The organism is Paenibacillus cellulosilyticus (assembly GCF_003182255.1).
Lineage (GTDB): Bacteria > Bacillota > Bacilli > Paenibacillales > Paenibacillaceae > Paenibacillus_T > Paenibacillus_T cellulosilyticus.
Genome location: NZ_QGTQ01000031.1, coordinates 41,511 through 64,458 on the forward strand (window position 1 = coordinate 41,511; position 22,948 = coordinate 64,458).

Consider the following 22,948-nt stretch of genomic DNA (forward strand, 5'->3'; position numbering starts at 1 on the left):
GATGATGTCAACGGATCAAATCACTCCTCCCTCAGTTCGAAGCTACCCGACGCGCCAAGCGCATGACGAACGGTGGATCGAGCTTGCACGCGCGATTGCCGCCGATCGCGAACGAATAACGGACGATCCGGCGTTCGTCATTCCGGCAGTTGACCAGGGAGAATTGACGATAATAGGCTCGGGCATCGAAGCGGTCGGCTTCACATCCTCGGACGAAATTCTGATTCGCGAGGCGGAATACGTGTTCTATTGCGTCGCCGATCCGGCAACGTCGGTCTGGATCAAATCGCTCCGTCCGGATGCATTCGATCTTTACGTTCTGTACGACGACTCGAAGCTTCGGTATCTTACTTACATGCAGATGACTGAAGCGATACTGCACTACGTTCGAAAGGGCAAGAAGGTTGTCGCGATCTACTACGGCCATCCCGGCATTTTCGTCCTCTCCACGCATCGAGCGGTCCAGATTGCGCGTCGCGAAGGCCATCAAGCGATTATGCGGGCCGGCGTAAGCGCGCTCGACACGCTCTGCGCAGATCTTGGCGTCGATCCAAGCCAGCCGGGCATGCAGATGTATGAAGCGACCGACATGCTTATTCGCCGCCGCAAGCCGGATACAGGCCTGCATCTCGTGCTCTGGCAGGTCGGGCTAATCGGAGAGCTCGGTTATCGGCGGTCCGGTTATTTGAACAGCGGCTTCGCAGTGCTGCTCGATTATTTGGAAGACATATATGGAGCCGATCACACCGTTATCCATTACATCGGTTCTCGTTACCCGGGCATCGATCCGCTGATCGGCGAGCATACGATCGGTTCGCTGCGTGATCCCGAAATTCAGACGACGGTCACCGGTATATCGACTTTCTATTTGCCGCCGAAAGATGCCGCTGCCGCAGATCAAGACATGCTGCTGAAGCTCGGCTTGCTGCAGCCTGGCCAGACGGCAAAGGCGCCGACGGGCCCGCTTAGAGAAATCGACCGGTACGGGGCACGCGAATGGAAGGCGTTCGACGATTTCGAGCGTTTCCGCATACCGTCCTCCTATCATTGGCAGGAGGATACGGCCGCCGCCCGATTCATTCTGGCGCTGAGGGAAGACGGCGAGCTGCGGGATCTCTATGTTCGCGATCCGGCTGCTGCGGTTGCGAGTTGGTCAATGAAGGGGCTGACGCCTCGCGACCAGTCGCTGCTCTCGCGCCGCGACGCAGGTGCGATGCAAATCGCGGCCAAGGGAATTCGGGCGAAGTCTTCACCGGATTCGGCGCGGATGCTGACGTCGCTGCTGACTAACAAAGCCGTGCTTCGCGGGCTCCACAACGCGGTGCAGCGAGCGGCACCGAACCAACGTCGACAAGCGCTGGACGATTGGAGCGCGAGCAACGGCTATGCGGTCGATTGGTCTGTCGCAACGGAAGACCTTACGATTCTGATGCGTACTGCGCTGTTCCCTTGGACCGGATTCTATCTGGCGAATGATCGCCAATGGAGCATTTTCCTTTACGGCAGAAGCCAGACGGTCGGTACGGGCACGGTGTTCAACCAAGCCGTGTACGTGAATGGGCAGGCGCTAAAGCGAGTACGATACAGCAAAGGCTCCATCCGTTGGTATGCAGAAGACGGCAATCCGAATAACGGGTTCTTTCATACGGATCTCACGCCGAAGGGAGCAAGGCGCCTTGTCGGCGCCATCTGGCCAGAGGGCGAGACCATGGGCTCGCAGCACCGCTTAGCAGCGCTCGAACACTTTATGCCGCATGTCACGCAGCTCAGCGCTATCGCCGGCGAGTACCGAGTCAAAGATGTCGGCGGCCGGACGCTCTCTGTCGTCGTAAGGCCGGATTATCCCGGCCAGAGCGCGCCGGTTATGGTGATCGAGATCGATGGCCAGCCGTTCCAGGGCCAAACGACGTTCCAAGCGAACGGGTTCGCACTGGACGGGTTGGCCGTGCCGTACGCAAGCAAAGTGATCGGCGACGTGCATCCGCATCTGCAGGGCGAATACCGGATTAGGGCGGTCAATAGCAAAGGCTCGCAGAAGCATCGGCTATCGTACGATGGAGCGATACTGACGGTGAACGATCAAGCCATTGACAACGTCAAAGGGAAAGCTTCGACTCTCAATTGGAAGTCCGATGCCGGTCTGCTGGCGCGCGGCGATACGACTATGCTGCTGGACCCAATTACGCTGCGTCCGATGCTGTTCGGAACCGGACGCGCGGATACGATGGAATCGTTCTCGCTCGTCGGCAGCGCGCCGATCGGTGACCATGACGTAGAGCTCATCCGTTCTTCGCCTAAGTTCAATCTTTCGCCATGGGCGTGGGATCATTTGGTGACCATCGCGGCGGAAGCGAACGAACAGGGCGGGCACTTCCTGTGGCATAGCTGGGACAAAGCGGTCAAAAATTTGGCCGGTCTTCGTTCCATCCTTCAGGAGGTGCACTTATGAGTATGGGCGGCCCTCAGCGAGTCGAGGCCCGGGCGATAGCGGCTGCGGAGGGCCCGAAGCCGCTCAAGCCTTGGACCATTCTGGCGTATGATACGCGGCGCTTTCCGTTCGCGGAGCTGCTCACTCGGGACGTATACAACGTTCGTAACCTGGCGGCGCTCCATGAATATTTGCTGGCGAAGCGGCGTTCTTTGGGGCTTAGCGAGAGGCTGACGCATAACGATAACCTATCCGTCCGCAAGATGATGCAGGATCTGCCGGATGATTCGCCTTTTTATCAGTTGTACCGCCACTTCATGCTGAAGGTGCTGTCCCCGCTGATCGGCAGGGCGCTTTCTTACTCCAGCCATCCGAAGATGCGCATCCATTTTCCAGGAACGGATAGCGTCAGCAGCTTCCACCACGATATTATCGTGACGAAGCGAATCGATCAGATTAATTTCTGGATGCCCTTCACAGACGTGGACGGTTCGGCGACGCTGTGGCTGGAAAGCGACTACGGAGCTGGCGATTATGCTCCAGTGCCTGTTCGCTACGGAGAAGTGCTCATCTTCGACGGCGGGTATATCGGCCACGGCTCGGTGCCGAATGAGAGCGGCGTCACCCGAATCAGTCTGGATATGCGTTTCTCATACAAAGGAGCCAAAACCCGCGTCGAGGGCGTCGATCTTATGAACCGCGTCATCACTCGTATCGAAGACGGGAAGGCCCTCTGACTGGATTTGATAGCCCGCCGCTTGCCGGTGGGCTTTTTTTTGCTACGTTAGCATTGATATCTTTCATAGCCTTCTCGGTAGAACGAATTTATACTATAGTGGTTTCTCATCGTTTCGCTTCGCGTCATCTTCTCGTCTCCTCTTGCATAGTCTGGCAGTACCAACTACAGCCGTATGCGAAATGAGGGGGGCGAATGATTATGTCCATCACGCTTGGTTTCATCATCGCCGTACTGATCGTCGTGGCGAGCAGCGAGCGAGCGGAATCGATCGCGGAATTGAACGAGGATGACTCGGTTGATAGAAAATACAGGAATGACTAAGCGGCATGCGGACAAAAAAGGGCTGATCGGTCTCGCACGAGTTACTGACGTGCGGAACCGATCAGCCCTTTACTATCCATTCATGTCAGCCGTTGACGATTTCTCCGCCGTTCAAATGCATGATCTGACCGGTCATGTAGGACGAGTCGTCGCAAGCCAGATACACGTAGGCAGCGGCCATCTCATAAGGCTGACCAGGCCGCTTCAGCGGCGTGTCGGAGCCGAACTCGGACACCTGCTGCGCATCGAATGATGCCGGAATGAGCGGTGTCCAGACGGGGCCTGGCGCGACGCCGTTGACGCGAATGCCGCGATCAGCCAGATGAACGGCGAGCGCGCGCGTGAACGAGACGATCGCACCTTTGGTAGAGGAATAGTCGATGAGCAGCGGGTTGCCTTTGTAGGCGGTCACGGATGCCGTATTAATAATGGCTGTACCAGGTTTCAACAGCGGGATTGCAGCCTTGGTCAAATAAAACATGCCGAAAACGTTCGTCTTGAACGTGCGCTCCAGCTGCTGCGCGGTTAGCTGCTCGAACTGCTGCAGCGGATGCTGTTCGGCCGCGTTGTTTACGAGCACATCGATCCCGCCATGTGCGGCAGTCGTTTGCTGCACGGCTTGTTGGCAAAAGGCTTCATCGCCAATGTCGCCAGGTATGAGCAGACAGCGCCGGCCAGCATTCTCGATAATGGTTTTCGTCGCCTGCGCATCGCCATGCTCGTCCAAGTAGACGATGGCGACGTCCGCACCTTCTTTTGCGAATGCAACAGCAGCCGCGCGTCCGATGCCGCTGTCGCCGCCTGTGATGAGAACGGACTTGCCCTGCAGTTTGCCGGCTGGCTTATAGGAAGGTGACTCAAAGGCAGGGAGCGGATTCATTTCCGATTCGATGCCGGGTTGCTTATTCTGATGCTGTGGTGGAAGCACCTGATGCTTCTGTTGGGAAGGACTCAATGCTGAAACCCCCTTGATAGGACTAGTTGTAAATTTCGCCCTTATTATGAGGAGTTCGGATGAATCTATACGCAAAAATAGTGATCAATATCACAATTCGCTAATTATTGTATGTTTGTAAACCGATATTCATAGATACAGGAACAATAGGCTTCGGCCGGAGGAGAATAATGATGAATACGATATTGCGGCAAACAAAAGGCCGTGTCCAATTGACAGGCCAACGTCTTCAGCAGGTAACGTATACGGGCATTCGTGAAGAGGATTTGTCACTGCTGCAGGAGCAGCGCGAGCTGTTCAAGCGCATTACGAATAATGTTGTCGATGAGCTATATGATCGGTTGATGAAAGAGAAGGAGCTTGCGTCGCTTATTGAACGGCATAGCACGCTCGATCGACTGAAGGAAACGCAGCGCTGGTATTTCGAGTCGCTGACGGACGGGACGATCGACGAAGCCTTTTTTGAACGTAGACTTCATATTGGCCGTATTCACTCACGCATCGGATTAACGACGAATTGGTATTTGGGCACCTACATGCTCTACCTCGATATTGCAACAAGCTGGCTGAAGAAGGAGTCGCCGGAGCAGTGGCCAATCATCGTTCTTGCGCTGAGCAAGCTGTTCAACCTCGATTCCCAAATCGTGCTAGAGGCGTACGAAGAAGGCGAGAAGAATAAAATTCAGCAAATGGTCGATCAGAAGCAGCATTTGCTGCTCCGGGTCAATGATGCGGTACAGGAGCTGACCTCGATGATCACGGAGCTGACGGCAAGCAGCAAGTCGATGGCGCATGCGGCGCAGCATACCGCTGAGCTTCAGCGCAGCTCGAACGAACAAGTGCAAGCGCTTAATCATCATCTCAAAGCAATCGGTGAGCTCGGCTCGGCGATGAAGGACGTTTCGGATCAGACGCATCTTATCGGTCTGAATGCTTCGATCGAGGCGGCGCGTGCAGGCGACGAGGGACGAGGATTCGCAGTAGTCGCGAACGAGATTCGAAAGCTTGCTGCAAGCTCGAAGAGCTCGCTGGACGTTATTCAATCGAAGCTCATTGATATTAACAATTCGCTGAAGCATGTAAGCTCCGGCAGCGACGCAACGCTGAAGCTGGCCGAAGGTCAGGCAGCAAGCTCGCAGGAGCTCGCATCGTTCATCCAAATGATCGAATCGGTTGCATCCGAGCTTGGGAAGCTGCAGCAGCAATAACGATAGACCCATCAAAAAATCCGCGATACCGACAGCATAACAAAGCTAACGGGATCGCGGATTTTTATCGAGTAGAGAGCTGCAGTTGGCTGGACTGCCTCCGGTATTACAGAACGGCAATATCATCTTCTTCGTTTGCATCTTCATCTTCGTCGTCTTCATCGTCTTCATCGTCTTCGTCTTCATCATCGTCATCTACGAGGCGCGCGAGCAGCAGTCCATCGGTTCCTTCATTCGTACCCGTTACAAACTCGCGCAAATAATACGTAACATAGTCGCCATAGCGGCTGTCTTCTGCCTCTGTCAGGTCGTGAACCCAGTGGACGCCAGGCTCGACACCGTCAAGCAGGATGACGGCGGCTGCAGCGTATACGCCGCTTGCAACTTGGACGTACGTTGCATTTGTTTTGAACTCCGCATAAGCATCCTCGTTCTTAATGCTGTTGTACATGTAGCGCTCATGATCATCATAGACAAGCAATACGCCGACAAGGTCGGAGCCGCTCAGTTCGCCGTCGTCCGGGTGAAGCAGCTTCTGATCGTACTCCCACAGATCATCGACATTATCGAGATTATCCTGGATTTGTTCGGTCGTATAATCGTTGACCCGGTAGATAAAGGCCGTCTCCAGCTCGTAATCCTCTGCGAGTGCGATCGTTTCTTCATGCGCCATGATACAGCCGGAGAATGTCAAATCACCAAGACGAACGGTATATTCCCGATTGTAGACGTCGTCGAACAGCATATACGTCGTATCGCTGATCGAGTAGACCGGATAGTTCGAAATCGCTTCCTCCAGGAAGCATTCTGGTGACCAAGTTACATAAACCGTCTTCGGCTTCACAAGCGAACGATCTGTGTAGAACGTATCGTCTTTCTCCACGACATAGATTGCACGAGGTTTCTGATCGGGGTTTTCTTTCATCATCTTCACAGCCATCCATTGCACAACACCGGGATTCATGCCTGAGCACACAATCGCTCTCACCTTCTTGAACGTGTGCTCGACCTTCTCGAAACGATCGATCCGCTCCAGTAGGCTAGTTGCTTCTACTTCTGGCATTTCATCCACTTCGGTATCTTCGAGCGCCGTGTTCACGTAGGCGATGCCAAGCTCATCGCAGCAAGCGATCATGCTGCGGGTGTCGGCCCATGACAGGTCGATCACAAGTTGAGTCTTGGTGCGCATGCAATGCTGCTTGAGCGTTTCGGCATGCGTGAGGTCAAGCTGATGCAGTTTGAGACGGGAGGAGAGTTCTGGCGCAAATTCGCGGTAATAGCTGCGCGGTTTTTGTTCGCGGTCGATACCGTGAATTTTTGCATTACTGAGGTAATGGTGAAGCGGGGCTTGCTCGTCCAATAAGGATCGCTCGAACAGCGTAAGCAGAGCTCGAGCGACACCTCCCGAGCTTCCGAGTACCGTTATGACGAAAGGGTTGTCCATCCTTTCGCCTCCTTCCAATTCGAATTTGTACATCCTATTCCGGAAACTAGCAGGACGACTGATGCAAGTGCGGACAGGCAGGACAGATTCGCGGCGATACTTGGAAACTTTTACTTTACGACAGCTATATTGTCAGGTATAAATCAAGGTAGACGGCATATGTTTCACGTTGATGGTATCCGCTTGAAGGGAAGTTCCAAAAGTCGAACTTAAAGGGCTGATTTCAGAAACGGGGGAATGCTCCGATGATCGTTGCGCCAGATTTACCGATTCTGCCGTGCCGAATTGATGGTGGTGTGAAACTGTTCGAGCTGCGGGCCGAGCCGGTTGCTCGGGAGCTGCTGCCTGGCGTATGGATGGAAGGCTGGGGCTATAACGGCTCTATTCCAGGTCCGCTGATTGTTGTTCGCACGGGCGATGACGTTATGGTTCGCGTGCAAAATCGTCTTCCGGTACCGACTTCTATTCATTGGCATGGACTCGATGTGCCTAACACGATGGATGGCGTTCCGGGTATTGAGCCGACGCCGCTTATTCAGCCGGGTCAGACGTATGAATATCGCTTCCAGATTACGAATCGGCCGGGGACACATATGTATCATTCGCATGTTGATGTTGTCAGGCAGATGTCGATGGGACTTGGCGGCATGCTGATCATTATGGACCCGAATGAGAGTGGAATCGCGCATGATTATGCGTATATGCTTCAGCAGTTCCGCCTGAACGGATTATCGAAGGGGGAGCTGTTGAAGGGACACTATCGGATCGACCCGTACAGCGATGATTTTAACTTCTTCACGATGAATGGCCGCTGCTTCCCGCATGTCCATCCCATGATCGCGAAACGAGGAGATAAGGTTCGTATCCGGCTTGGAAGCATTGGAATGATCCCTCATCCGATGCACCTGCATGGACATCAATTCCAGTTAACGGCGCTGGACGGCAATAAGCTTCTGGCAGGCAACCGTCCGCTGATGAACACGATTAGCGTCGCATCCGGTGAGACGAGGGACATCGAGTTCATGGCAGACAATCCTGGCCGCTGGCCGTTCCACTGCCATATCCCGCATCATAATGCGAACAATTTCACTTCGCAGGTCGGCGGGATGTTTACTTTCATTCATTACTAACGATCCCACTAGAATGGAGGTTCCAGCTTGTGCGGAGTAGAGCAGTAATTCGCAATACACTTCTTGCCGTTATGTTATTGCCGTTGATTGGGTACGGACTGCTTCACCGCTTTAGTTCAATGGATCATACCTTCAAGGCCCCGACTGGACATTTCTATGTCGTCAGTACGGTTGCGGCCATTGCCTTTGTGTTGGCCTTAGTTGTTGGGATTGCTGGTATTCGTATGCGTAATGTGAAAGTGACGTTCGTCTCGCTTGCTTATGTCTCGCTTGCTGAAGTGTTTACGCTGCATGGTCTCTCTACGCCTGGTTTTCTGCTGCATGCATCGAGCCTGCCGACTGCTGCCGCACAGCTCAGCTTAAGCCTTGCGGTGTTCTGGCTATGGCTGTCTTCAATGTCGAGTGATCGGCTCGTCGTACGAATGCTGGCACGTCATAATGTCATGCTGCTGCCGATGTGGACGCTCATTCTGTTCATTGTCTGTTCGCTGCTATTCAACCATACGAGCTGGATTCATGGCGAGTTTGTCACGAATCCATGGTTCAAAGGCGCGCAGTCAGTCGTTGAGATTGGATTGATAGGATGGACGATGAGACGGTACTGGCAGGCTTATCTAGCCTGGGGCTCGCCGCTCCATTTCATGATTGTCCATAGCTGCGGTCTTCTTATCGTTTCGCAATTCATTATGGTAACCGGCAAGATATGGCAGGTTAGCTGGTGGGGATATCATGTCACTTTGCTTATTTCCGTTATCTTCATGATTATCGGTGTTATGCGTCAATACTCGGCGCAGGATGCAGCAGGCTCCTCGCTGCTTCGGCTGTTCCGTGCGAATCCGCGCGAATGGATTGAAACCTGTCTGTCGCCGAATGTTCGAGCATTAATCGTGACGACTGAGAAGCGTGATGCCTATACAGCCGGACATAATTATCGTGTTGCATTGTACGCGCTTCGACTGGGCGAGCGAATGGGGCTGAACACGGAGCAGCTGCGTGCGATTGCGCTTGGCGGCATTGTGCATGACGTCGGCAAGCTGAAGGTGCCGGATTCGATCTTGAATAAACCAGGTAAGCTAACGCCTTTCGAACGGGATGTTATTGAACGGCATCCGCTAGCTGGCTATGACGTTTGCAAGCGTCTCGGTTTTATGAAGGAGGAGCTTGCAATCATTCGCAATCATCATGAAAAATGGGACGGTACAGGCTACCCAGACCGTCTGAGGCATGACAATATTCCGCTGCTCGCTCGGGTAACGGCCGTTGCGGACGTATACGACGCGCTGACCTCGTCGCGCTCGTATCGGAAGGCGATGTCTCATGGGGAAGCGCTGGCGATTATTACATCGGAGCGAGGTGCTCACTTCGATCCGGAGTGTGTAGACGCATGGCTGAGGCTGGCGGAAGAGGATCAATTATTTTTTGAACAAATGTCGGGTTCCGATCGTGGGCTGCAGCAAGATCAGCTTATTAGCTCCAGCAGTTGAAAGATACGGAGAACCATCCACAATATACATGCCTGTGAGGCGCAACTTAACTCGAACGATGTCGTCTATTAGAATAGATAATATATTCATAGACTTCATAGAAAACGAGGTAGCAAATCATGGGGAAAGTAATCTGGGCTGCCCTTATTGGGGTGGCTCTTGTTATTGGCGGGGCATATGTCGTTCTAACGAGCCAAGGTTCTTCTGCGGATGATCGTTTGCAGTCGGGAGATTCCGTGTCGGATACAACACAAGACAGCAGTAACTCGGAAAGCAGCAACTCGCCAGCTGACCAGCAGTCGCAAGAGACGGACAAGCCGGGTGATTCGGCTGCTTCAAGCGATGGCGGTAGCAGCAGCGAAGGCACGGAGAAGACGGACAGCAACTCGGATGCATCGGCCGGATCAACAGACAATGGACAAGCTGCTAATGGTCAATCCTCTGGCAGCATTGTGACGGTGTCGGACCCTAATGATATTGGCGTGCTCGTAAACAAAACGCATCGGCTGCCAGAAGGCTATGCGCCGGATGATCTCGTATATCCGGATGTAGCCTTTATATTCGATGACAAGGTGGATAAGCGTAAAATGCGACGTGAAGCAGCGGACGCATTAAAGGAATTGTTCGATGCTGCCGACAAGGATGGCATTGAGCTGGCCGGCGTATCGGGCTATCGCTCGGAATCGCGTCAGAAAACGTTGTTCGATAACTATGTGAAGCGTGACGGTGAAGAGGCGGCTGTGCGATACAGCGCACGTCCAGGCTTCAGTGAGCATCAGACCGGCCTTGCGATGGACGTGTCAGGCAAAGACGGCAAATGCGCGGCGGAGGACTGCTTTGCAGGTACGGATGAGGCGAATTGGCTGGCGGATCATGCGCAGGAATATGGCTTTATTATCCGTTATCCAGAAGACAAGGAATCGGTCACTGGCTACAAATACGAGGCTTGGCATTTGCGCTACGTTGGCGTTGATCTTGCGGAGTTGATCCATGCTGGCGGGTTGACGTTGGAAGAATATTCGGCTCAGCATGAGACAAGCTAGTAGGTACAAGGCTTCATTCATTACTCGATCTAATACCGACATAAGCTTACTTAACAATTAGCTGACTAATGAAGCTGCGAAAAATAAGCATATATGCTTATTTTTCGCAGCTTTTTTTTAAAAGGCCCTCCTGTTGTTTCTCTCTCTCCGTCCGTATGCTACAATGGTCCTTGAAGTAAACCGCTTAACCTCCCTTCAAACGTAAAATGACAGCGTTTCCATTATCTCGTAATAACCTGCTTAGGAGGGTTTATTATATGCCGCGTAATTGGTACTTTCGATTGCTGTTCTCGTATTTCCCTATTCTCGTCTTAACCTTCTCGATTATTTTGTTCTTATCATACATTGCCATCAATGAAATCTCACGCTCTGAGACGGAGAAGGCGGACCGAATTTCGACTAGCTATACGGTGGACAGCGTCGAACGAACGGTACACGAGATCGAGATGACGGTTTTAAGCGAAGCTGTTAAAAATGTGAATTATGCAGCCTTCATGAATCGTGAATCAAACCGCGATGCGAAGTATGAGATCGTAAGCAGCTTGCGCGCGATGATCGAGAACAACGAACTTATTCAGTCGATCTATGTATACCGCGAGTCTGACGGAGCCATTCTGACACAGAACGGCCAGACGGAGCTGGCGGCATTCGGAGATCGGGCGTTCATCACGAAGGCGATGGCCAACCTCGATAATCGTCAATGGTCTACAATTCGGACGTACGCGGAATATGAAGGTGTAAAGCCAGTCGAAGTGATATCGATGTACAAACGTGCACCCTTGCCGTTTGGCAATGAAGGGCTAGTTGTCATTAATGTGAATTTGTACGAGCTTGAGAAAATGATCGGAAGCATGACCAACCACAGCGTGTCATTCATGCACATTACGGATGAAGCGGGGAATGTGGTTTATCCTAGCAGCGTAGACTCTGCTGGCGACGGTAAAGTGCTGACGACCGTACGATCCGATGCGTTGGGTTGGACGTTCAAGAGTGGCATTCAAGCAGGTCAGCTATTCGGCTGGGTATCTGTCGTGTCCTATGTTTGGGTGATCCTGGCGATACTGACATTCGCAGGCGCTATCGTTTATATCATTTGGATTACACGTCGAAATTATAAACCGATTCAACTGATGATGACTCGGATTCAAGCGCTGCAGCTGCGTAGTGATGGCGCACCTATGCAAATGGACGACATGTCAAGGATTGACCGCGCACTTGAGAAGCTGATTCACCAGACGCTGGACTATGAGAAGGAGCAGCGCGAAAGCACACTCATTCAGCGCCGTCAGCTGTTCTTTGATTTGATTGGCGGCGTCCGTTCGGAAGGCTTGGAGCAACACATTGCCAGACTGGATCAGATGCCAGGCGATGCCGCGCAATATGGCGTCATGTTGGCACGGTTGGATGTTCATGAGCAATTCAAACAGTCCTATTCGCCGGCCGAACAGAACATGATGAAATATGCGGTTGGTAATGTTATTCAAGAACTGGCTCACAACGAAGGAATGAATGGTTGGGGAGAATGGATTGCGCCGGATACGATCGCATTCATTCTAAGCTCCCCTGACGACGCGGAAACCTCCTCCATGCAGGAACAGATGAGAAGCGCTGCTGCCAATGCACGTAATTGGGTTGCGGAGCATTTGCATCTGGCGCTTTCGTTCGGGATTGGCACAATCGAGCCGCATTGGAGCGAACTGAACCAAGCGTTCAAGACGGCTTCAACGGCAATGGAGCACCAGCTTGCGATCGGTCATAACGCCGTTATGGTGATGGATAGCCTTCCTCGAGAGGGACAGGCTTCGATGTTCGACTATATGGGGATGTGCTCCGACATTGCAGGGGCGTTCCGGCTGGCCAATGAGAGCTGGCGGGAGCGAGTGGACTTTATGTTTATCCAACTGGAGAATAGTGCACCTAAGGACGAGGACATTCGTTCATTAATTGATCTGCTATTTGGCATGCTAGGACGGGAGCTGAAGGAGCTGTCAGACAGCCTCCGCGATTGCTTCGAAGGGGAGCAGGCGGAAGCATGGCAGAAGCGTCTGCTCGCCGCAGGCTCACTAGCCGAGATGAAGGTACAGCTGCTTGAATGGATGACGGAGATTTATCGCACGTATGTCGCAGTCAGCGAGACGAAAAGCTACAAAGCGATGGTCGCAGAGATGCGCGGTTATATTCAGGAGAATTTTGCAGATCCGGATTTGTCCCTTAAGCATCTAAGCGATCGGTTCCAAATATCGGGCAAATACGCGAGCCATCTGTTCAAATTGGAGTACGATATGAAGTTCGTCGATTATCTTGTACAGCTTCGGATGCAGCAAGCCGAGCGTTTACTCGCGGATACCGATGAAACGGTACAAAACATTGCGCTGCAGGTCGGATATGCGAATTCAATCACGTTTGGACGCGTATTCAAACGGACGGTTGGCGTGACGCCTGGCGATTTCCGCAAGCTGAAGATGCGGCCTTCTGTCCCGCAGGCGTAAATACCTTGAATATGGTTTAGGAGATTGGTTTATTCGGGCGGACAAGTACCGCCCGAGTTTTAGTTTATATCGGGAAAACGGTGTATCCGTAGGCGAAAAACCGCGTCACAACAAGGATCTGGCGCATCGGTTTGCTCCGAGGAAACTAGTTTATTGCCGCAGTCGATTGCGGCATGACATACTGAGGGCATTCCGGTACGAGGCGGTTAACGAAGCTTGGATGCGTTTACAAGGACGCATCGAACCGGGAGCACTAAACAACACATAAAAGGGGTTGTATCCATGGTTCAGAAGTTGAAGCAGGCAAGCTCCAAGAAGAAAGCAAGCGCAGCGCTCGCGCTGACTGTCGCAACATCTATGGTACTGGCAGCTTGCGGCGGCGGTAGCAGCAATACGGAGTCTGGAACGAATGCTAGCACAGATAGCGGATCTTCGAAGGCTACTACATTAAAGGTAGAGGTGTTCGACCGCGGAAACTCGCCTAAAGGCAGTACGATTACGAACAACTATCTGACGAATTTCGTACAAGACAACTTCGGCACGCCAAACAACATTAATATGGAGTTCGTTCCGGTGCCTCGTTCGGAAGAGACCAACAAGCTTAACGTCCTTATGGCAAGCGGCAGCGATGTTCCTGATATCGTATTCACCTATGATTCCGGTACGTTCTATCGGTACGCACAGCAAGGCGGCTTGACGGATTTGACGGAGCTGCTTGATCAATACGGACCAAACCTCAAGCAATTCCTGACAGATGAAACGCTGGCTTACGGCCAATTGGAAGGCAAACAGTACGGACTTCCGGCGAAGCGTTCGCACTTGGGTAAATACTCGTCGTTCATCCGCCAAGACTGGTTGGATAAACTGGGCCTGCCAGTGCCGCAAACGACGGATGAGCTGTACACCACATTGAAAGCGTTTAAAGAGCAGGACCCAGGCCAAACAGGCGGCAAAGTCATTCCGCTTGGCATGTCGATCGCTCCAGCTCAATATGAGCCATTGATCTGGTCGTTCATTAAGCCGATGACGGAGGAAGAAAGCTATACGCTGACGCAGCAGCTCAGCTCCCGCGATTATCCGATTCTGCTTCCTGGCTTCAAGGACGCTATGTCGTTCATGAACAAGCTTTACAATGAAGGATTGATGAGCCCAGACTTCAGCTTGGATAAAGACAAAACGAAGCTGAGCGAGAATGTTACCAAAGGGCTGGTCGGCTTCTTCAGCGAAGACGACATGAACCCTTACTACCCAGACGGCATGTACGCAACATTGCAGAAAAACAATGCAAACGCTGTTCTTAGCGCTGTAGACGTCTACACGAATGAGGAAGGCAAGCATCCGAAGCCGGAATATTCGCCAATCGGCATGTACATCATGATTCCGAAAGCGAGCAAGCATGCGGCTGAAGCGATCAAATACCTCGACTGGATGGCATCGGGCGACAATCTGTTCCAAATGCAAAACGGTGTTGAAGGCGAGAACTATACGCTTGTGAACGACGTTCCTGTCGTGAATGCGGATGCAGCAGATGAAATCAAGAACCGCCTGTACAACCAAGGTGACATGGCGATTATCTCCAACGGCAAGCAGCTCGGCGATGCAGACAAAAACGTAGAAGCTTACGTTGTTGGCATGCCTGAGAAATATCAAGAAGATACGCGCAAAGCACTTACGATCTCCCGTACGGATACGATCAAGCCGATTCTGTTCGACAAGCCAATTGAGGCGCAAGCGAAGTATGGCACGTCGCTGCTCGACAAGTTCAACGAGATTATCGTAAAACTGACGATGGTGAAGCCAGATCAGTTCGACAGCACGTATGATCAAATGATTAAAGAATATCTCGCAAACGGCGGACAAGCGATTCTCGACGAGCGCACAGCGGCTTATAAAGCGATGAAGCAATAAAAATAACGGCAATACTTGATTGTTTTCGGGCGGGGACATATAAGCCATAAGGTTGCAATGCCATGTGCATCGTAAGCGGCGGCGAACGTCCTTCGCCCGGAAACCATTGCAAGCAAGAGGGAGGATGATTGCGTTGAACGCGATCTTGTACTTCAAGAGATATTGGCAGATGTACGCACTGCTTTTCCTACCGGTGCTCTATTTCGCCATATTCAAATACGGGCCGATGTACGGCATTATAATCGCTTTCAAAGATTTCAACTTCTTCCAGGGTATTAACGGCAGTGAATGGATCGGGTTAGACGCCTTCCGCGAAGTGTTCGCGATGCCGGATTTCACGAAGACGCTGCGAAACACATTGATGTTGAATTTGCTGGACCTGATGGTGTCCTTCCCAGCGCCGCTCATTCTCGCGGTTATGCTGTATGAGCTGAAGATTACGTGGTTCAAGAAAATCTCGCAAACGATTCTGTACATTCCGCACTTTATTTCATGGGTTATTATCGGCGGCATTGTTTATCAGGTGTTCGGCACGCAGTCCGGCATGATTAACAATATCGTAACGTCAATGGGCTTTGATGCCATACCATTCCTTACAGACAAGAACGACTGGCTGTTTACTTATTTGATTGTAGGGGTTTGGCAAAGTGCAGGTTGGGGAACGATCATCTACTTGGCGGCGCTTACGGGTATTAACCGGGAATTGTTCGAAGCGGCTGACGTGGATGGCGCAGGGCGTTTCCGTAAAATTTGGAGCATTACGCTGCCAAGCTTGAAGCCAACGATTGTTACACTTCTTATTATCAGTCTCGGCAATATGATTGCTATTGGCTTTGAACGTCCTTACATTATCGGCAACACCTCTGTACGGGATTACTCTGACGTATTAAGTACGTTCGTTTACCGGGTAGGTATTGAATCTGGTCAATATACGATTGCGACGGTTGTTGGCTTATTCCAAGCGGTTGTTGGTCTAGTATTCGTCCTTGGCGCCAACTATGCGTCCAAGAAGCTGGCGGACCAAAGCATTCTGTAAGGAGTCATTTCTTTGCAGAATGTAAGGTTCACCTTGGCTCTCGAACATTAAGAAAGGAGCGAACGACATGAAAGATCGCCACGCAGGCCGCATGTTTGATGCGGTCAACCTTATTGCCTTATTAGTTTTCGTGCTGCTGTGTTTGGCTCCGTTTCTTCATATAATCGCAATTTCGCTTAGCTCAGCTCGTTCCATTATGTCCGGCGAGGTCAGCATTATCCCAATCGAGATCAATTGGAGCGCTTATTCACAAGTAATCTCGGATTCCTCGATGATTCGTTCGCTAGGATTTACGATAATGCTCACGGTCCTCTTCACGGTGATGTGTATTCTGATGACGATCGCGGCAGCATACCCGCTCTCGAAGCCGGCGCTTCGCGGACGTAAGGCGGTCATGTTCTTTATCATCATCACGATGTTCTTCAGCGGTGGTATTATTCCGGAATATATCCTTGTTCGGAACCTGCATTTGCTCGATTCGATTTGGGCGCTCGTTCTGCCGGGACTCATTAGCCCGTTCTATCTGATTATTCTGATTTCGTTCTTCCAGAACGTTCCTGACAGTCTGGAGGAGTCCGCTCAGATCGACGGAAGCTCGTTCTTCCGTACGCTTATCAGCATTATTATTCCGCTGTCGCTGCCTGTACTGGCAACGCTGAGCCTCTTCTACGCGGTTGGCCGCTGGAACGGTTTCACGGACACGCTGATGTACATTACGAGTCCAGAGCTGTATCCGCTCCAATTGAAGCTATATCAGCTCGTACAGAACAACATGGTAAGTCAGCTTATGTCGCTTGAAGGTGCTTCAGGACAACATCTGCTGCAGCCGGAAAGCTTGAAGGCAGCCAGCGTAATTTTCGCGACTGTACCTATTCTGATCGTATATCCATGGCTGCAGCGGTATTTTGTCAGCGGCGTCATGTTGGGTGCAGTGAAAGGATAGCGGCATTAGGCTAAACGGGGTGGCTAGGATGTACGTAAAGAGCAAGGAGCAGCCAGCCCCCTAACAGGCCGCAGCCAGATACAGGAGGCAATTATGGGAAAAGACAAAGGCATTTACTCGTTCTCGACTTGCTGGAATATTAAAAAGCACAATGTCGGAAGCAGCATGATCCAAGAAATTAAGGACCTTGGCTTCCGTTATGTAGAGCTTAATTATAACGTGAATGACGAGCTGCTCTCGACGATCGAACCGATGATCGAGCGCGGCGAGATCGGCGTATCAAGTGTACACAATACGTTTCCTCACGATCCCGATCCCGATTACGGCACAGATTCCGTGCTGCTTGGCTTCGATGATGAGGAGAAGCGTCAACGATCGATCGAGCTGCTGCTTCGTTCGGCTGAATACGCGTACCGCTATGGCGCGAAGGCTGTCGTCGTACATCCTAGCGAGGTGCCGTTTGATTACAACATCGATCAGGCACTTAAAGGGATTTACCATGAACAGGGCAAAGATTCCGACGCCTATCGTCAGCTATGGTCTGAGATGATAGAACGCCGCGAGTCATTGAGCGGCCACTACCTGCAGCGAGTCGGCGACAGCCTCGAAGAGGTATGCGACCGCATTGCTGCGAAGGGTTGGGACGTATCGATCGGCATCGAGACGCGTTCGCGCTGTTACCAGATGCCAACGCTGCGCGAGGCACGTACGATCTTCGATCGATTGCCGGATGCGCCGGTTGGGCTGTGGTACGATTTTGGCCACGGCATGATGATGGAACGAATGGGCCTGTACGACAATGCGGCGGACATGGCGCTCATTAAGGATCGCGTTGTTGGTATTCATATTCACGAAACGGTTGGCTTGTCTGACCATTGGTGCCCTTATGTGCACAGTGGAGACAATGAGTATTTCGACCGATTCCTCCCGATTATCGCCGCAGCACCGGTCAAGGTGTATGAGCTGAAGGCTGCCTGTACGGCGGAGGAAATCGAAGAGAGCCACGATAAGCTGCTTTACAAGCTTGCGACCTTAAAGGTATAGCGTCATGCACGAGAAATGGTTGAAGTATGCGCCTAAGCTGTTGTTCGACCGCAAGGAGCCATTTTATCCGGTTCGAATCGGCGTGACGGAGCTGAAGGACGGCGATCAGTCGCCTTCTTTTCGCAGGAGGTTCGCCTTCGACAGCGCCGATATCGATTACGTACTGGAGTACGCAATTTATTGGGACTATGACATCCAACATCTCTACGAGCTGGAGCATGTGTGGATTTATGTCAATAAAGACGGAACGGTGGGCGACGCAGAAGCGAGTTTTCACGGCCGGTATTTGAAGTCGCTGCTGCCTGACCGGTCCAATCTGGACGGCACGCAGGTGCGGCTTTATTCGCAGCCCGGCAAGCATGCGTTCTCGCCGATGCCAGAGCTATTCAAGCTGATGCCCGGCTACCGGACCTGCACCGATCGGGATGCGGGGCTGGATGGCTTGACGCTTCCCGAATGGTTCGATAAGCGGCCCGTAACGAGTGAAGACACCAATGAGAAGGTACGTCTCTATTTGTACAATGAGTTCCGTTTCATACCGGATGAAACCTTCGAGGAATATGACTACGAGCAGCCGCAAGAGCTGTTCGTGCCATGGCAATCGCTATTTGAGGAAATTCCAGTTCGAATCGAGCGCGAGCTAGCGAAGATTCGGCTGTTTTCAGGCGAATAAGAAGCAGTAGGCCAATAGATGAGAGACGACATAGAGCTACTCGGCTAGTAGCAAGGATGCAGAGAGGAATGATCGAAATGTTCGACAAGCTGATCGCCGTCAACGATCATTGGGCAGCGGAAGGAATGGCAAGGCAAGTACTGGCGGAGGAGAATCGTTTCTACGGAGGCGTTGCGGATGCCGACACTGGTATTGCATGGCCGACCCATACGGGAACGCAGATGGTTATGGCGTTCTGGGCATGCGCTTTGTCCAGCCCAGCTTCTCGCTACTACCGGGATGAGGCGATGCTGGCACGGCTGGAGCTTGCTTCATCGTTCATGCTGCGCTTCCAGCATGATGACGGCACCATATCACCGGGCTGGACGAATTTGCATTCGCCGCCGGACACGGGCTTCGTCGTTGTCGGGCTCGCGCAAGTGCTTGAGCTGCTGAACCGACAAGAATGGGAGCCGCTGGCGCAGACGCGAACGAACCTGAGGCGGTTTCTGGAGCGAACGGTTCCGGCAATGGCGACGGGAGGCTGTCATACGCCGAATCATCGCTGGGTGCTGTCGGCGGCACTCGGCTTCCTCTATCAGCTTACGGGTCTGCCGGAGCTGAAAGAAAGAGCCGAGCAGTGGCTCGCGGAAGGTATTGATCTGACGCCGGATGGCGAATGGACAGAGCGGAGCAACGGCATCTATAACGGCGTCAGCGATGTCATGCTCTATCACGCAGCGGAGCTGTTCGATCGACCTGAGCTGCTGGAGCCGGTACGCCGCAACCTGCGAATGATGGCTTACCTCATTCATCCTGACGGCGAGGTTGTGACGGACTATTCTGGGCGTCAGGACTTCGGCAGCAAGTTTGATATGTCGAGCTATCACTTTGTCAGCCTGCTGATGGCAAGCAAAGATCGCGATCCGTTCTTTGCCGCGCTGGCGGAGCTGGCGGGTGAGGCACTGGATCATCCAGGTGCAGGACCAAACAACAGTCTGCTGGGCTGCTTGCTCCGTCCGGAGCTGCTTGATGGTTCCGTCGAGCCAGGGCCGCTGCCTGAGGAGTACCAGGTGATCATTAACGGCAACTTCCCGCGCGAGCACTATCTCGCCGAGATGGCAGGAGCGGGACATGGCGGACGTATTTACCACAGCCGGCTTCATCCTGAATTCGGCGCACCGGTTGCTAGGGAACGTTCAGGCGTCACGAGCACAACGGTTATGGCTGAGACGAATGCGTTCTTCGCATTGCGGCATGGGCAGGCCAAGCTGCTTGCCGTCGGGGTTGGTTCCTCGTTCGAGCCAGGCTACGTCAAGATGAATGGTATGGAGGAGCTGGAGGATGGCTACCGGATGTTCGGAGTAGAGTCCAAAGGCTACTACGCGCCGATTCCTTCGGATCAGCTGCCGAAGTCGGCAAGCGAGCCGGTCAGCCCTTGGTATTTGCTGCCGCATCAGCTTCGCGAAGTCACGCATCTGCAAGGGCATCGCGTCAGTGTGGAATTGAAGCGGACGGCAGACGGCTATACGCTTCGCGTCGTGTGTCAGAAGCCGGACCCGGTGCTTACGCAGGTATCGTTCGTATTCGGCCGCGACGGCGAGTTCCAAGGCGGCGAATTGGAGAAGGCGGATACCGGCACGCAGTGGTGGAAGGACGGAACGGTTCGCTATGTGTCAGGCGGCGATTGGATCGAGCTGGATGGCGGCGCACATGAGCATATTGCCAAATCGATACGCAATGTTCCACTGCCTTCCGATTGCAATACGTTGATTGTTAATTTGATCACCCCGTACGATCGGACGTTCCATATCCGGCTGTCAGGTGTTGAAGCGCAAGGAGGAGCGGCGGAATGACGGAATATTTCATTAAGCGTCAAAGCTCGCAATATGCGTTCGGAGACGATGCTCGCAGCATTGTAGAGCTTGTCTCGTCCCGCTATACGGGTGCGAATCCGCCAGTCCCGTTCGCGCTTCGCGCCTTCTCGACCGCTGGCATTATGCAGACGGCTGAGGGGCTGTATGACATGGAGATGGCAAGCAGGCTGCCAGATGCCAAGCACGGTGCATACGTCTATATGCTCGGTCGCGTTTGGAGCGACGATGAGCGTTCGATCGACGGCGTGCTGGAGCCGCTTGGACCAACTTCATTGTATTTGAACGGTGAGCATCTGTACCGCTCGGGCGCGGTTGATGAGATGAAGCCGGACGCGCAGGTTATCGTGCCGCTGCTGTTCCGCCAAGGCTGGAACGACATCATGATCGAGGTGCGCCGCTCGCCAGCCGGCTTCGGCTGCCGCTTCGGCGCAGAAGAAGCTAAAGTTCGCATCCTGAACGTGCTGGCTCCGTTCCAGGAACGGGATGGAATGGCTGGCTGGGTTTATTCCGAGCCTGTCTCGGCATCGCGATTCGGCGCAAGCGGAGCGTTCCCTGATTCTGAAGGTAAGGAGGAGGCTAGCGGCCTTGCTTGGCTGCCTTCGACGAGTTGGAGCGCAGAACGTTCGGGTAGACCCAATGTGGAGCGGCTGTTCGGATTGCCGGCTAAGCCGGCGGCGGCATACGGCTGGACGCGTCTTGATGCAGTTGGCTGCGGTTCTTCGGTTTCCTTCGAAGGGTATGCTTACGGCCCAACCTCGATCTGGTTGGATAATGAGCAGGTCATCAGCCTCACGGAAGCGGGCTCGTTCCGTACGACAGTGACGCTGGGATCTACGCATCCAGAGCTGCTCATTCGCACCGAGAACGGACCCAAGGGCTGGGGCTTCGACATCCATGCCCATGCAGAAGGCCGTCAGCTCGCATTCGAACTGCCTCGTTCTGTCCACGGATACGCCGGGGTGTGGCTGTACGCCGGTCCATTGGATCCAAAGGTCGTCACGGATCCGTCAGCTGTCCGCTCAATGGCAGCCTTGCTGCCTGCGATTGATGCAAAAGGGCGGCCATCCGGCCACACGTATTGGTCGGTAGATGCGCCAGATACGAGAGTGCGGCCTTATTACGAGAATGCGATGCTGAGCAACAAATGGACGACTGGCTCAGCGACCAACTTTGGTCGCTGGGATTATCCACTTGGCGTCACGATGTACGGTTTGCTTCGGGCTTCCCGGACGTTGAACCGCCAGGAGCTTGCCGATTATGCGCTTCACCATATTCGCAGCTGCACCGAGATGTACGATTACTCGTTATGGGACCGCGACCAGTACGGATTCCCGTCGGTCAACCAACAGCTGGTTCTCATCAAAATGTTGGATAACTGCGGTTCGTTCGGCTCGGCGATGCTCGAAGCGCACGCACTATCGGGAGATTCGGTATTCCTGCGAATCGCGGATAGGATCGCCGACTTCATGCTGAACAAGCTGGAGCGTCAGCAGGATGGCGCCTTCTACCGGCTATGCCCGGGTGAATATGCAGCCAATACGATGTGGGCAGATGACCTGTATATGAGCACACCGTTCCTGGTGCGCTACGCAGGGGCAACGGGGCGTAAAGAAGCGCTGGATGAAGCTGCGAAGCAGTTTCTACTGTTCCGCCGCTATCTGTTCATAGAAGACGAGCGCATCATGTCGCATGTCTATGATTTCAAATACGGTCAGGCGACGAGAATGCCATGGGGCCGTGGGAATGGCTGGGTGCTGTTCTCCATAACCGAGCTGCTGGAGCGGCTGCCGCACAACCATCCAGACCGAGAGGAACTGCTGTCGTTCTTCCGCGAGATGTGCGGCGGTATCGCTGCCCTTCAAGGTGAATCCGGCTTATGGCGGCAGGTGCTGAATCAGCCTGACGCATATGAAGAGGCATCCTGTACCGCGATGTTCACTTATGCTTTCTCCCGTGGGGTTCGTTTCGGCTGGTTCGAGGATGGCCGGGCGTATACGGCTGCAGCGAAGAAGGCTTGGCGTGGACTGACGGAGAAGGCGATTGATCGAACGGGCAGCGTACACGGCGTCTGCAGCGGATCGCGGTACTCGTTCTCACCTGAGTATTACATGTACGATCTACGTACAGTCCTTAACGATAATCACGGCATCGGCATCATGATGCTGGCTGGCGTGGAAATTATGGAGCTTGAAGAGGCGCTCGGAGCGAGTGCAGCTGCAGAAATTGCGAAGATTTAAGACCGCTCTG

At 53.1% G+C, this 22,948-nt stretch carries 17 protein-coding genes; 15 read left to right on the forward strand and 2 right to left on the reverse strand.

Annotation, left to right across the window (positions count from 1 at the left end; genetic code table 11):
- The first annotated feature begins 1 nt into the window (after position 1).
- The 3 genes from DFQ01_RS25630 (at position 2) to DFQ01_RS31980 (ending at position 3,488) form a co-directional block, all read left to right on the forward strand.
- Positions 2-2,449, forward strand: coding sequence for an SAM-dependent methyltransferase (locus DFQ01_RS25630; protein ID WP_110046793.1), 2,448 nt, complete (start codon positions 2-4; stop codon positions 2,447-2,449).
- Positions 2,446-3,165 carry a phytanoyl-CoA dioxygenase family protein gene (locus tag DFQ01_RS25635; RefSeq protein ID WP_146216926.1) on the forward strand — a complete coding sequence of 240 codons (720 nt, stop codon included), beginning with the start codon at positions 2,446-2,448 and terminating at the stop codon, positions 3,163-3,165. Before DFQ01_RS25630 ends, DFQ01_RS25635 begins: the two co-directional genes overlap by 4 nt.
- Positions 3,166-3,359: 194 nt before the next feature.
- Positions 3,360-3,488 (forward strand): hypothetical protein, encoded by a 129-nt coding sequence (locus tag DFQ01_RS31980; RefSeq protein ID WP_281272043.1) that lies wholly within the window; start codon positions 3,360-3,362, stop codon positions 3,486-3,488.
- An 85-nt stretch (positions 3,489-3,573) separates the two neighbouring features.
- Here the strand turns inward: DFQ01_RS31980 and DFQ01_RS25640 are convergent, their stop codons facing one another.
- Positions 3,574-4,443, reverse strand: coding sequence for an SDR family oxidoreductase (locus DFQ01_RS25640; RefSeq protein ID WP_110046795.1), 870 nt, complete (start codon positions 4,441-4,443; stop codon positions 3,574-3,576).
- Between the two features lie 170 nt (positions 4,444-4,613).
- Here DFQ01_RS25640 and DFQ01_RS25645 point away from each other — a divergent pair, with 170 nt between their 5' ends.
- Complete coding sequence (locus DFQ01_RS25645; protein ID WP_110046796.1) at positions 4,614-5,651, forward strand: globin-coupled sensor protein; 1,038 nt, start codon at positions 4,614-4,616, stop codon at positions 5,649-5,651.
- A gap of 106 nt (positions 5,652-5,757) precedes the next feature.
- Here the strand turns inward: DFQ01_RS25645 and DFQ01_RS31270 are convergent, their stop codons facing one another.
- Positions 5,758-7,095, reverse strand: a complete 1,338-nt coding sequence (locus DFQ01_RS31270) for a Rossmann-fold NAD(P)-binding domain-containing protein (protein WP_174812511.1) — start codon at positions 7,093-7,095, stop codon at positions 5,758-5,760.
- Positions 7,096-7,340: 245 nt separating this feature from the next.
- Here DFQ01_RS31270 and DFQ01_RS25655 point away from each other — a divergent pair, with 245 nt between their 5' ends.
- The 11 genes from DFQ01_RS25655 to DFQ01_RS25705 all read left to right on the forward strand — a co-directional run bounded on the left by DFQ01_RS25655 (position 7,341) and on the right by DFQ01_RS25705 (position 22,938).
- On the forward strand, positions 7,341-8,225 hold the full coding sequence (locus tag DFQ01_RS25655; RefSeq protein ID WP_110046797.1) for a multicopper oxidase family protein: 885 nt from the start codon (positions 7,341-7,343) through the stop codon (positions 8,223-8,225).
- A gap of 29 nt (positions 8,226-8,254) precedes the next feature.
- Positions 8,255-9,709: an HD-GYP domain-containing protein gene (locus DFQ01_RS25660; protein WP_245946887.1), complete on the forward strand. Its 1,455-nt coding sequence runs from the start codon at positions 8,255-8,257 to the stop codon at positions 9,707-9,709.
- A 119-nt stretch (positions 9,710-9,828) separates the two neighbouring features.
- Positions 9,829-10,752 carry a M15 family metallopeptidase gene (locus DFQ01_RS25665; RefSeq protein ID WP_110046798.1) on the forward strand — a complete coding sequence of 308 codons (924 nt, stop codon included), beginning with the start codon at positions 9,829-9,831 and terminating at the stop codon, positions 10,750-10,752.
- 257 nt (positions 10,753-11,009) lie between these two features.
- Entirely contained in the window at positions 11,010-13,241 is a 2,232-nt protein-coding gene (locus tag DFQ01_RS25670) for a helix-turn-helix domain-containing protein (RefSeq protein ID WP_174812512.1), read from the forward strand.
- Between the two features lie 282 nt (positions 13,242-13,523).
- A complete protein-coding gene (locus tag DFQ01_RS25675) occupies positions 13,524-15,149 on the forward strand; it encodes an extracellular solute-binding protein (protein WP_110046800.1) in 1,626 nt (541 codons plus the stop codon).
- A 124-nt stretch (positions 15,150-15,273) separates the two neighbouring features.
- Positions 15,274-16,185 (forward strand): ABC transporter permease, encoded by a 912-nt coding sequence (locus DFQ01_RS25680; RefSeq protein ID WP_425452444.1) that lies wholly within the window; start codon positions 15,274-15,276, stop codon positions 16,183-16,185.
- A gap of 67 nt (positions 16,186-16,252) precedes the next feature.
- The gene (locus tag DFQ01_RS25685; protein ID WP_110046801.1) at positions 16,253-17,128 is read left to right on the forward strand and encodes a carbohydrate ABC transporter permease; all 876 of its coding nucleotides are present in this window, start codon (positions 16,253-16,255) and stop codon (positions 17,126-17,128) included.
- 93 nt (positions 17,129-17,221) lie between these two features.
- A complete protein-coding gene (locus DFQ01_RS25690) occupies positions 17,222-18,172 on the forward strand; it encodes a sugar phosphate isomerase/epimerase family protein (protein ID WP_110046802.1) in 951 nt (316 codons plus the stop codon).
- A gap of 4 nt (positions 18,173-18,176) precedes the next feature.
- Complete coding sequence (locus DFQ01_RS25695; protein WP_110046803.1) at positions 18,177-18,845, forward strand: hypothetical protein; 669 nt, start codon at positions 18,177-18,179, stop codon at positions 18,843-18,845.
- Positions 18,846-18,913: 68 nt separating this feature from the next.
- On the forward strand, positions 18,914-20,680 hold the full coding sequence (locus tag DFQ01_RS25700; RefSeq protein WP_110046804.1) for a hypothetical protein: 1,767 nt from the start codon (positions 18,914-18,916) through the stop codon (positions 20,678-20,680).
- Positions 20,677-22,938 (forward strand): glycoside hydrolase family 88/105 protein, encoded by a 2,262-nt coding sequence (locus DFQ01_RS25705; protein ID WP_110046805.1) that lies wholly within the window; start codon positions 20,677-20,679, stop codon positions 22,936-22,938. The genes DFQ01_RS25700 and DFQ01_RS25705 overlap by 4 nt, the downstream gene beginning before the upstream one ends.
- The last annotated feature ends 10 nt before the right edge of the window (positions 22,939-22,948 follow it).